The 11,774-nt window shown below is 49.4% G+C and carries 13 protein-coding genes and 1 pseudogene; 3 read left to right on the forward strand and 11 right to left on the reverse strand.

Translation table 11 applies throughout. The features are described from left to right. Window positions 1-60 precede the first annotated feature (60 nt). Window positions 61-522 (forward strand): peroxiredoxin, encoded by a 462-nt coding sequence (locus ACTF7Q_RS02030; RefSeq protein WP_438996185.1) that lies wholly within the window; start codon window positions 61-63, stop codon window positions 520-522. Between the two features lie 8 nt (window positions 523-530). On the opposite strand, the gene rnhA is transcribed toward ACTF7Q_RS02030, so the two are convergent. Genes rnhA through ispH form a run of 3 tightly spaced genes read right to left on the reverse strand, consistent with a single transcriptional unit; the run spans window position 531 to window position 2,911 of the window. Beyond that, window positions 531-968: a ribonuclease HI gene (rnhA, locus tag ACTF7Q_RS02035; protein ID WP_438996186.1), complete on the reverse strand. Its 438-nt coding sequence runs from the start codon at window positions 966-968 to the stop codon at window positions 531-533. Continuing rightward, complete coding sequence (locus ACTF7Q_RS02040; RefSeq protein ID WP_438996187.1) at window positions 965-1,930, reverse strand: homoserine kinase; 966 nt, start codon at window positions 1,928-1,930, stop codon at window positions 965-967. Before ACTF7Q_RS02040 ends, rnhA begins: the two co-directional genes overlap by 4 nt. 24 nt (window positions 1,931-1,954) lie before the next feature. Further along, window positions 1,955-2,911: a 4-hydroxy-3-methylbut-2-enyl diphosphate reductase gene (ispH, locus tag ACTF7Q_RS02045; RefSeq protein WP_438996188.1), complete on the reverse strand. Its 957-nt coding sequence runs from the start codon at window positions 2,909-2,911 to the stop codon at window positions 1,955-1,957. Window positions 2,912-2,981: 70 nt separating this feature from the next. On the opposite strand from ispH, the gene ACTF7Q_RS02050 reads away from it, so the two are divergent. Beyond that, entirely contained in the window at window positions 2,982-3,467 is a 486-nt protein-coding gene (locus ACTF7Q_RS02050; protein ID WP_438996189.1) for a hypothetical protein, read from the forward strand. A gap of 67 nt (window positions 3,468-3,534) precedes the next feature. Here ACTF7Q_RS02050 and atpF read toward each other — a convergent pair whose 3' ends face one another. The 8 genes from atpF to ACTF7Q_RS02090 all read right to left on the reverse strand — a co-directional run bounded on the left by atpF (window position 3,535) and on the right by ACTF7Q_RS02090 (window position 11,122). Next, window positions 3,535-4,023: a F0F1 ATP synthase subunit B gene (gene atpF / locus ACTF7Q_RS02055; protein WP_438996190.1), complete on the reverse strand. Its 489-nt coding sequence runs from the start codon at window positions 4,021-4,023 to the stop codon at window positions 3,535-3,537. Next, window positions 4,023-4,628 (reverse strand): F0F1 ATP synthase subunit B family protein, encoded by a 606-nt coding sequence (locus tag ACTF7Q_RS02060; RefSeq protein WP_438996191.1) that lies wholly within the window; start codon window positions 4,626-4,628, stop codon window positions 4,023-4,025. The genes atpF and ACTF7Q_RS02060 overlap by 1 nt, the downstream gene beginning before the upstream one ends. Window positions 4,629-4,692: 64 nt before the next feature. Next, the gene (locus ACTF7Q_RS02065) at window positions 4,693-4,920 is read right to left on the reverse strand and encodes a F0F1 ATP synthase subunit C (protein ID WP_013045974.1); all 228 of its coding nucleotides are present in this window, start codon (window positions 4,918-4,920) and stop codon (window positions 4,693-4,695) included. An 85-nt stretch (window positions 4,921-5,005) separates the two neighbouring features. After that, a complete protein-coding gene (locus ACTF7Q_RS02070) occupies window positions 5,006-5,767 on the reverse strand; it encodes a F0F1 ATP synthase subunit A (RefSeq protein WP_438996192.1) in 762 nt (253 codons plus the stop codon). Further along, window positions 5,760-6,134: an AtpZ/AtpI family protein gene (locus ACTF7Q_RS02075; protein WP_438996193.1), complete on the reverse strand. Its 375-nt coding sequence runs from the start codon at window positions 6,132-6,134 to the stop codon at window positions 5,760-5,762. Before ACTF7Q_RS02075 ends, ACTF7Q_RS02070 begins: the two co-directional genes overlap by 8 nt. 295 nt (window positions 6,135-6,429) lie before the next feature. Then, on the reverse strand, window positions 6,430-9,828 hold the full coding sequence (locus ACTF7Q_RS02080) for an AAA family ATPase (protein ID WP_438996197.1): 3,399 nt from the start codon (window positions 9,826-9,828) through the stop codon (window positions 6,430-6,432). Window positions 9,829-9,880: 52 nt separating this feature from the next. After that, window positions 9,881-10,558 carry a DsbA family protein gene (locus ACTF7Q_RS02085; RefSeq protein WP_438996194.1) on the reverse strand — a complete coding sequence of 226 codons (678 nt, stop codon included), beginning with the start codon at window positions 10,556-10,558 and terminating at the stop codon, window positions 9,881-9,883. 108 nt (window positions 10,559-10,666) lie between these two features. Beyond that, entirely contained in the window at window positions 10,667-11,122 is a 456-nt protein-coding gene (locus ACTF7Q_RS02090) for a DUF721 domain-containing protein (RefSeq protein ID WP_438996195.1), read from the reverse strand. A gap of 206 nt (window positions 11,123-11,328) precedes the next feature. Between ACTF7Q_RS02090 and ACTF7Q_RS02095 the strand changes: the two are divergent. Then, window positions 11,329-11,774, forward strand: a pseudogene (locus ACTF7Q_RS02095) (A/G-specific adenine glycosylase); the annotation flags it as partial.

Raw genomic sequence — 11,774 nt, forward strand, 5'->3', positions numbered from 1 at the left:
TTGAATATAATCATCAACATGTGAAAGACTTAAATAATGACCATTGAATCAGGACAAGCTATGCCTTCTGCAAACTTTCAGATCAAATCTGATGAGGGTATAAGTGCGTTTTCAACAGACGATTACTTTAATGATTGTCGTGTTGTTATGTTTGCTGTACCAGGAGCTTTCACGCCCACTTGTTCTGTCAAACATCTACCTAGCTATCTTGAACATGCGGGCGCGCTAAAGCAGGCTGGCATTGATAAGATCGCCTGTCTTTCGATAAATGACGCTCATGTGATGCATGCTTGGGGCGAAGCAAATGAAGCCAACGGTATCATAGATATGATGGCTGATATGGATGGTTCATTTTCACAGGCACTTGGCATTGAAGTCAATATGGGCGCGATTCTAGGTAAGCGGGCTACACGCTGTGCCATGATTGTCGATAATGGGCTTGTCACGCATGTGTTGATGGAACAACCAGGCGAATTTGCAGTCTCAAGTGCCGAGAATGTTTTGACAATATTAGGCGCATAGCCAGCAATTTATTTAAGGCTTTCGGCTGCGCTTCGTGCCAGTACATCGCAACGTTCATTAAGTTCGTTGCCAGCATGACCTTTAACCCAATGCCAGTTGATCTGATGGCGTTGGGTGGCTGCATCAAGCTGTTCCCATAAATCCTGATTGGCGACAGGTTTTTTTGCCGCCGTACGCCAGCCATTCGCTTTCCAGCGTGCCATCCAGTCAGTGACGCCATTCATGACATATTTGCTGTCGGTATGAAGTTCGACCTGCATCGGTCGGCTTAGCGCATTCAATCCTTCAATGGCTGCCTGCAATTCCATTCGGTTGTTGGTTGTATCGGCTACACTACCTGACAACTCTTTTTCCGTGCCACGCCAATTCAATATCGCCGCCCAACCACCTGGGCCAGGATTGCTCAGACATGATCCGTCAGTATGGATTATCACATTACTGTTCATTGATAGAACCCATAGGCAGAAGGGCCAGAAACCGATTGATGAAACCGCAATATTGACCAATATTCCATTGGATCTTTCGGACTGACCAGTGCGTTTTCCGGCGTGTTCATCCAGTCATAAAGCCGGGTCAGAAAGAAACGCATAGCTGAACCTGCGGCCAGAACCGGAATAGTGTTGATCTCATTCTCGCTTAGCTGTCTGACGGACTGATAGCCGTTAATCAAGGCTCGGGATTTGGTCATATTGAAACTACCATCAGCTTCAAAACACCATGAATTAAGACATATGCCGATATCATAGGCAAGAATATCTTCACAGGCAAAATAGAAATCGATTAGTCCGGTTAGATCATCACCCATAAACAGTACATTATTGGGGAAAAGATCAGCATGGATAATGCCGCGGGGCAGATCATTTGGCCAGTTGCGGGTAATATGCGCCAAACGCTTTTCAACCTGCATTAACATATCATCACCAAGTTCATTGGTTCGGCTACCGACAGAGTCAAGCAGTGGCGCCCATGATTTGGGTCCAAGCGCGTTGGCGCGTGTTCTGGAAACACCCTCAGCATTGATATGTAATTGGGCAAGTGCGATGCCAAGATTGCGGCATTTAGCCCGGTTAGGGTAACGCGAAGATGTCCCGTCCAAAAACGTAAAAATCGCACAAGGCCGCCCCATCATCTCAGCTAGAACAGAGCCGTCTCGCGCTGCGACCGGCAACGGGCAATTCATCTCTTTGCCTGCCAGATGTTCCATCAATTCGACAAAAAATGGCAGATCATCTCGATGTACCCGCTTTTCATATAGCGTCAGGATAAAATTTGCCTTCGTTGTGCGCAGTAGATAGTTGGAATTTTCAACACCTTCGGCAATACCGGCAAAGCTGACAACGGTGCCAATATCATAACATGACAGAAATTCTGTCAATGTGGTGTCGTCAACTTCGGTGTAAACGGCCATGAGATGCTTCTGTTGCCTAGATAATTATTTTTGTAAAATGGACGGTAACTTAAAGGTCATATTCTCTTTTACATGCCCATGCTCGACAACATCAATATCGTAGCGTGATTTTATCGCCTCTAGTAAAGCGCTGACCAGAATTTCAGGGGCTGATGCGCCTGCTGAAATGCCGATATGTGAGGCCGCTTCGACCATATCCCAATCGACAGCATTTTTATCGGCAATCAAGAGTGCCTGTTTGGCGCCGCTTCGTAACGCAACTTCGACAAGGCGTTGTGAGTTTGAAGAATTTTCCGCGCCAATCACCAGCATCAAATCTAACCCTTTGGCCATATCTTTGACAGCATTCTGACGATTTGTCGTGGCATAACAGATATCTTCACCTCGTGGGCCTGTGATGTCAGGAAAGCGGAATTGCAAAACGGAAATGATGGCTGCCGTATCATCGACCGACAATGTGGTCTGGGTTGCAAAAGCTAGCGCCGCATCATCTGGTGGCATCACCTTTTGGGCGTCTTCAACAGTTTCAATCAGGGTGATTTCATCGGTGGCAACCTGTCCCATTGTGCCTTCGACTTCGGGGTGGCCTGCATGTCCGATCAGCAGAATATGCCGTTTCTGAGCGGCATGGCGCTGGGCTTCGATATGTACTTTTGTCACCAGCGGGCAGGTGGCATCAACAGCAATCATATTATGCTCTTTGGCTTCGGCAACAACGGCCTTGGCAACGCCATGCGCGGAAAACACAACCGGTGCCCCTTTAGGCACTTCGTCAAGTTCCTGAACAAATACAGCGCCTTTATTGGCCAGATCATCGACCACGGTTTTATTATGCACAATCTCGTGTCGTACATAGACGGGTGCGCCAAATTTTTCCAGCGCAACCTCGACAATACGCACTGCCCGGTCAACGCCAGCGCAAAATCCACGAGGTGCGGCTAGGGTGATTTTTTTAATAGTTGTTTTTTCATTAATATCCATAGACTGTTCATGCGCGATTAGGGCGATTAGGTCAATTGCTGTTAGATGAAAAAAACGCTAGAATGTACATATGAAACATATAAAATCCTCTTTATTTTCGTCTTCGCGGCTGTTTGGCTGTTTGATTGGATGTTCGTTCGTGGCAATGGCGGCATGTTCCAAATCAGACTCTGTGGTCATGTGCCCATCGGTAACTGCACCAGAAGAAGGTGCCAGGGTCTTTGTGCAGACTGATGAAAGCAAGCAGATTGTCAATGCTCGCTTTAATGGTGTGCGGTCGAGCTGCAAAGCGCAGAATGATGGGACCATTAAAATGGAAATTAAAGCCGGATTGAAATTATCACGTAATCTTAATCAGAATGCGTTGGCAGATATCGTAGCGGTGCCCATGATGACCGCTATTCTTGATGCTAATGATGTTGTGATCTCTAACGATGTGTTTGGGTACCGCAACGGTTTTGATAAAGATGTTGCTAAACTCTATCCGGTTGCCGAGATGGACTTCGATGTGCCTGTTGGTGGCCGTATCGTTCTTAGTTTGCAGCCAAATCACTAAACCTTATATCAAAGACAAAGAAAAAGGCTCCGTGAGGAGCCTTTTATATATTGGGTGCTGATCTAGTCTAGTTCATCTTTTCGATTTCTGCCGCAGCTTCGTCAATCATCGCCAGGCTGGCATCTTTGTCCAGTTTGTTACTTATGATTTCAGTGGCGGTGGCGACCGCCAGACTAGCTGCACGTTCCCGAAGTTCGGCAATCATATTGGCTTCAGCCGCCTTGATTTTGGCGGTAGCCTGCGCTTCGCGCCGTTTAACGGCATCATTAGCGTTCTTTTCAGCCGTCTCGCGAATACGTTCAGCTGTTATTTCGGCATTTTTGATGATTGCCTTTGCCTCATCGGCAGCTTCGCGATGAAGGCGTTGATAATTATGTAATTCGGTAATGGCGGCATCGCGTAGGTTTTTTGCCTCTTCAAGATCGGATCTGATTTTCTCAGACCGTTCATCCAGCATAGTGGCTAAAACCGCACCTGCTTTTTTCCATACCAGTATAACAAAAAACACAAAGGCAACGGCAACCCAGACTGACTCCATTACGATACCGTCTTCCATCAGTTACTCTCCTGCGGGGTCATCGTTTTAGCCAGCGATTTGACCGTTTTTTCGGCTTGCGCTTTGGTGGCCTTGATGCCTGTCAAATGCTGGGTAGCGGCAATCGCGGCATCAACAGCAACAGCATTGAGACTTTCCATAGCTTCAGCCCGCGCCGTTGCCAGCTTGGCTTCAGCTGCCTGGGCTTTGGTTGCTAGCTTCTTACTAAGTTTGGCGTTGGCCGCGTCTAAACTCTGTGTCGCTTTGACAGCCGCGTCTTTGGCATATGCTGCAGCCTCTGATCTGGCTGTTTCCAGTGTTTCTTCGTAGCCAGCGCGAATTTTGGCAGCATCGTCGCTTGCTTCACGTGCCTTGGCTAGATCGTCATCAAGCCGCTTGCGACGTTCTTCAAGCACAGTGCCAATGCGTGGTGTCACGATGCGGGACATGATGACATAGCCAATAGCGAACAGCACAATAAGCCAGAAAATCTGAGATGGCCATGTTGTGATGTCAAGTTGCGGCAGGCCTGGTTTACCAGCGTCAGCGGCAAATGCAGAATGTGTTAGGAGTGTCATTGTCGATACAATTGACATGCACTTCGATATTTTAAATTGGTTCTTCATTAATATCCCCTTGCTTGTCTGCCGGTATCCCGACAGACAAGTCATGGAATGAAATGGCCTGCCTTTAAAGAGCAAACAATAGCAATAGCGCAACAACAAGAGCAAACAGCGCAATAGCTTCGGTCAAGGCAAAACCAAGAATACCGATGCCGAATACTTCGCTACGTGCCGCAGGATTGCGTGCAATAGAGGTTACAAGTGCCGAAAAGATGTTGCCAATACCAAGAGCAACACCATGAAGAGCGATAACGGCCAAACCGGCACCGATCATTTTTGCAGCTTCTGCGTCCATTTTAATAGTCCTTCCATGTTTAAGACAGTTCGGTTAATCAACACCGCTATTGATTACGCTAGCGGAATGCGTTGCGCCTCATCTCCTAGTGAAGATGCAAAGCGTCATTCAAATACATACATGTCAAAATGGTGAATACATAAGCCTGAAGTACGGCCACCAATACTTCAAGTCCCGTCAGTCCAATCAGGGCGAGAAACGGGAAGATCGACCCTGCCATAGCGGCACCGCCGACGCCAGAAATCATCACTGCCAGACCGGCAAACACCTTCAGCATAGTATGACCAGCAAGCATGTTAGCGAACAGTCGAACCGAAAGGCTGACAGGGCGCACAAAATACGATATCACCTCAATAATAATGAGAAACGGTATCAGCGCCTTTGGCGCACCTGCTGGGACAAAAAAGCTGAAGAAATGCAGTCCATGCTTAAACAGCGCGAGCACTGTCAACGCCAAGAAAACAAAGGCTGCCATAACGAATGTAACAACGATCTGTGATGTGAATGTGTATGAATAAGGTATCAGACCCAGCAAGTTACCGAACAGCAAAAACACAAACAGCGTGAAAATAAATGGAAAGTAAGGACGGCCTTCATTGCCGGCATTACTGCGCACCATATCAGCGACAAACTCATACATCATTTCGGCCAGACCCTGCATACGGCCAGGGATCAGTTCACGCTTGCGCATTGCCGAAATCAGAAATACCGAGCTCACCACAATTGCGAGCAACATGAAAAGGCTGGAATTGGTAAAGGAGACGTCGAGACCACCAATTGAAAGATCAAAAATAGGCTTGATCTCAAATTGCGCGACCGGTGAATGCATTCCTTGAGAGTTACTCATTCCTCTCTCGCTCCTTATCTGTATCCGACGACCGCTTATGCTCGTCGAAATAACCTGCCGCTAAACCACGACCGGTAAAAATACGCCACACATTAAGCATACCGGAAATGGCCCCTAGGAAAAACAACACCAATAGAAATAATGGTGATGTACCCAACCATTTATCCAGCGCCCATCCGATAAAAGCCCCGACTATGACACCAGCAACCAATTCGGTTGCTACCCGGCCCATGATTGCCCCCATTCCCTTGGGAAGGGCAGACTGGCTAGGTTGGTCACCTTTCTGAGTCTCCTGTTGCATCGCATTGATGCGGCGTTCGATGTCTTTTAGGCGCTTATCGCCGCCTTCATTATCATCAACGCTCATTCAGCAGTTCCAGATTCCCGACTCATCACTATTAATGAGGTGGGTTTATACCGTTATCCAACTTGAATAACAAAGGTTTCCTGTCGTTTGTCTAATGCACCTTTTTCGCTTGGGTGTAGCCAAATTGATACAATGTTGTATTTCATTCAGCCACGCTTAAAACGCGCTCAAAATAGGGGACTGCATCGGCTTTTGTCAAGCATTCAATAGAGCCAAAATTGCCGCAGCTTCTGGGGGTGCTATGGGGGGTGCAAAAGTTGCTAATTTAGTCAGTCTTTCAGACGCCATAACTAAGCTAAGCTACAGCCGTATCGCGCATTCTTTCGGCAGCTTGTAGATCGACAGATACCAGTTTTGACAACCCACGCTGTTCCATCGTAATTCCAAATAGCCGATCCATACGAGCCATGGTCATCCGGTGATGTGTGATTACAAGGAATCGGGTATCGGTTTTGCCGACAATATCACGAAGCAAGTCGCAGAAACGCGCTACATTTGAATCGTCAAGCGGGGCATCAACCTCATCAAGCACACAAATTGGCGCTGGATTGGTCAAAAATACTGCAAAAATGATGGCTAATGCTGTCAAAGCTTGTTCGCCGCCCGATAGTAACGACAGTGATTGCAGGCGTTTACCTGGGGGGCTAGCCATAATTTCCAACCCAGCTTCAAGGGGGTCGTCGGCTTCGGTAAGCTGTAATTCGGCAGTGCCACCGCCAAATAGTTTCTTGAATAATTCTTTGAAATGGCCATTCACTTCGGCAAAGCTGGCCAGTAGCCGTTCACGTCCTTCGCGGTTCAGATGGCTGATTGCGGCGCGTAATTTTGCTATGGCGGCCAGCAAATCTTCACTTTCGGCTTCCATGCTGGCGATACGACTTGCGACTTCTTCCATTTCGACTTCGGCGCGCAAATTAACCGGGCCAATATTGTCACGTTCGCGCAAAAGCCGTTGCACCTTATCATCCAATGTGGCCACTGGTGGCAAAGCATCAGCCGATTCTACATTGGCAATCTCGGCAGTCTGATCGGGTGTGCAATCAAGTTTTTCATGAATGCGGTCTTTAATATCCTGTAACTGCGCTTTGCCACGCTCTTGCGCGCCCTCGGCACGAATTTGGCTTTCCCGGGCTTCACCAAGGGCGCCTTCGGCAATCCGCTGGGCGGTTTCGACCTCACCAAGCTGGCTTTCGGCTTTGATCAGCAGATCGCTGGCTTCCTGACGGGCGGTATTTGCAGCTTCCAGCCGATCTCCCATTTCCAGGCGGCGCTTTTCGATATCGGCGGGCATCTGTTCAAGGCGTTGTTGTTCTTGCTTGCCACTTTCAAACCGCGTTTCTAATTCGGCGACACGGCTTGCGGCACCATCAAGCCGGCGTTGCCATGCGGTCTGCTCGGTGCTGGATGTTATCAATCTTTCGCCAGCAGTGCGCAGAATCTCTTCAAGTCGTGTATCTGCCTGCATCGCTTCGCTTAGTGTCTGTCGGGCTTGTTCGGCCGTATTGCGGCATGATGTTTCTTGATTGGCAAGCATGGTTTCGTCGCCAAGCTCTGCCAGTTGTGTTTCACAGACCTTTATATCGGCAATAAGCGTATCAAGATTCGCGGCCAGTTCGGTTGCGCGTTCCTCACCAGCAGATAGCTTGAGGGCATCTGATTCGGCATGGCGGCGTGCTTCACCAAAAAGCTGTTCACTGGTAATTGACGCCTGTCGGGCATTTTGAACATCCGCGCGGTTTGCATCAAGAGCTTGCTGTGCAGATGCAGTTTTTTCTGCCATTTTTTCGGCATCTTTGCCTAGTTTAATGGCATCTGTCTGAAGCGTTTCAAGACGACGTCGCTGGCGGATTCGTTCGGCACTTCGGTCATTCTGGTTAGCGTGCCGGACAAACCCGTCCCATCGCCATAGATGTCCGCTTTTGGTGGTAATCGCCTGTCCGGGGCGAAGTGATGGCTGTATGGATTCGGCTGTGGCTTCATCCTCGACTACGCCAACACCGGCAAGGGTACGATTCAGTGCATTTGACCCGCTGACAAAATCAGCCAGCGGTAAAGTGCCTTCAGGCGGTGTTAGATCGCTATGTGCCATGCCATCACGCCAATAGCTATGCGTGCCAGCATCGGCCGGGGCGGTCAATTCATCAGCCAGATAGGCGGCCAAGGCTGTTTCCATATCATCTTTGACCGAAAGCTGATCAACAATCGGCGTATCTTCATTATCACCATTATCAGCAAGCAGATATTCGAGCGCGTCGATTTCAGCCTGAATACGGGTGATTTGCGCTTCTGTTTCACGCTCATCAGCTTTGGTTGTATCGGCAAGCGTCTGGGCGTCTCCAAGCGTGGCTTCGACTTTTACCAATGCCTTTTGTGCGTCAGCAAATTTGGCCTCGGCCTCTACAAGTCCGGCACTTGATAATTTGGTCTGGGCGCCAAGCGCGTCCAGTGACAGGTCAGCAAGATTACGTGACGCTTTTTCCCGCCTAGCAAGTAAATCATTTAGCCGCGTTGTCAGGCCATTGCGTGATGTTGCCGCAGACCGCAACAGGGCGCTGGCATCAGCAAGCGCCGCTTCGGCGGTGTTGGCATGGGTACGGGCGGTTTCCAATTCGGTACGCGCCGCTTCACGGTGCGGTACGGCGTCATCGATCTGTTGCTTAAGCGTTTCGGTTTCGCTGGCAAGGGCTTCAATGGCAATCTTGGCGTCTTCGCGCAAACTATTTTCGCGGCTGATATCGGTGTTAATCTGTGCTTGCTGGGCGTCTAGCTGCCGCAACGCTTCTTTCAGGCGGGCCTCTTCGCGGTCAAGTTCGTCATGGCCGATGGCCAGGCGTTGATATTCGGCAGCACGCGCGGCTTCGGCATCGCGAAGTGGGGGCAATTGCGCCGCAAGCTCACTGCGTGTTGTGGCAATAGTGGCTGCGTCTTGGGTTCGGCTTGCAACTAACAATTTTGCCTGATTTAGATCGGTTTCGGCGCTGGTCAGATCATTCTGGGCGCTTGTCCAGCGGGCAAAAAGTAATTGCGCTTCGGCTTGCCGGATACGATCAGCAACCGAACGGTAACGTGCTGCCTGACGCGCCTGTTTCTTCAGGGAATCGCGTTGTTCGATAAGACCTGCAATAACGTCATCGAGCCGCTCAAGGTTGGTTTCGGCAGCCCGCAACCGTAATTCGGCTTCATGGCGGCGAGCATGCAAGCCGCGGATATTGGCCGCTTCTTCCAGCAAGGCACGTCGATCCACCGGTTTCGCCCCCACAATCGCCCCAATACGTCCCTGACTGACAATTCCAGATGAACGTGCGCCTGTCGCGGTATCGGCAAATAGCAGTTGAACATCACGGGCGCGGGCTGGCTTGGCATTGACATAATAGCTACTGCCTTTGCCGCGTTCGATTTTACGGGTAATTTCCAATTCATCGTCATTGTTGAATTCGGCAGGCGCACTGCGCGAGCTATTGTCAAGTTTCAAGGTGATTTCAGCAAGGTTGCGTGCTGGACGCTGGTCGGTGCCGGCAAAAATCACATCATCCATTTCGCCGCCACGCATCTGCCGCGCCGAACTTTCGCCCATCACCCAGCGTAAACCCTCGACGACATTGGATTTGCCACAGCCATTCGGCCCGACAATGCCAGTCAATCCGGATTCGATTTCAACTTCGGCCACTTCGGCAAAAGATTTGAAACCTGCCATTTTCAGGGTGCGAAAAATCACGTGTTTGCGCTCATCAAATCTCTACAGCAACCTAAGCGCCATAAGCGTTTATTTCTTCGACAAATGTTTCATAATTCATATTGCCTGATAACACTTTGTCATCATTGATGACAAAACTTGGCGTTGAACTGACATTCCAGTCATTCAGCGCAGTTTGACGCATTTCGACAAGCTTTTCCAGCAAAGCGCGATTGCTCATAATTTTGTTGAATTCGGCACCGCTAATGCCAGCAAGACGAGCAATTTTCATAAGCGCAGCCAATGGATCTTCGGCGCGCACCCATTGTTTATGTTGTGACATCAACGCCTTAACCATCGGAAAATATCTGGCCGTTGGTAATGACCGTGCTAGCGCATGACCGCGCAAAGCAAGTCCGTCAAGCGGGAAGGGGCGCATTTCAAACTGAATAAGCCCACGTTCGATCATATCGCTTTTGACCTTTGGAAAGGTGACATTATGAAAATTGGCACAATGCCCACAAGTCATCGAGAAAAATTCGATAACTTTGATAGGTGCTTTGGAATCGCCCAGAATACGTGGGGCACTGATATGGGCAATTATATCATCGTCAGCTGCCAAGGCTGTCATGCTTGCCGCAAACGGACTTGCCACGGTGATAGCTGCGCCAAACAGGCCTGAAGAAAAGCGCCGCCGCGAGATGCTGTTGCTGGCTGTAATAGATTTGTATGTGATGTCGGTATTTGTCATGGTTCTCATTATAATCCACGGGTTTAAGGGGAGCAATCGATGAATCTGGCTATAGACTAAATATTTTTCAAGTGTATGACATGTTTAAGGATAAAGACGCGCCTGAATTCAGGTTTTATCAAGTGGTGTCCCAAGTCGGCGCAAGGCGGCGCGTAATTCGGGCGAGGCCACCTTTTTCAGCTTTTCATCCAGCGACCATATATCAGGCGCGTTGGTGTCGTCTAAAGACGTGCTTTGCTCGGTCGATTCGGTCTTTGCCGGCGGCGATAGGCTTTGTACCAGCGTGATTCGGCCAACCGCATTATAACCAAAGGCCGCATTCACACGATCTATGATCTGCGCATTCATCGCTTGTGCTTGGGGTCCCCGCCCATAAGTGATTGCCAGTTTTAAAACCCCGTCATTTTGTTTGCCACGATCAAATGACAGGCTGGCAGGCTGGCACCATTCGGCAATATCCCCAACAATGTCTGGCCAATGTGAAATCAGGCGGCTGATAACAAATCCGCGTGCCTGCGCGCTTGGCGCTACCATCCCCTCGACCATCGTCGACAGTCTGGACATACGGTTTTTGCGATGTGGTTGTTTTGGTTCGCTCATCGGCATTCTGGTTTATATGTGCGCTATGGGTTTGTATAATCTGTCGATCAAATGTCATATGTATATTTTCATTCTGGCATGCTTAACCACAATAATGTAGTTAAATAAATGCCAATCGCTATCCGATGGGTGGTGTATGTAACCCCTTCACAGTGGGCAACAAATTCATCATGCCGAATAAACATGCCGATACACAAACGCCTATCAACCATATTGAAACTAGTGTAAATGATACCGCCTTTGATCCGGCGGCTTTATTTGCATGGTATGATCGTCATGGACGGGATTTGCCATGGCGCCATCGCTGGCCATCCTTGGCACCAGCCTATCATGTCTGGCTATCCGAAATAATGTTGCAGCAGACTGTTGTGGCGACGGTGATTCCCTATTTTCTTGATTTCACGCGCCGCTGGCCTGACGTGACAGCCCTTGCCACTGCGCCGCTGGATGATGTGTTGGCGGCATGGGCGGGGCTTGGCTATTACGCCCGTGCGCGCAATGTGCATAAAGCGGCTAACAAAGTCGCGTTTGAGCTTGGCGGTATATTTCCAGCCGATGTAACAGGGTTGCGGGATTTGCCTGGCATCGGCCCCTATACAGCAGGGGCTATCAGCGC

The organism is Puniceispirillum sp. (SeqCode), assembly GCF_965657105.1.
Classification (GTDB): Bacteria; Pseudomonadota; Alphaproteobacteria; order Puniceispirillales; family Puniceispirillaceae; genus Puniceispirillum.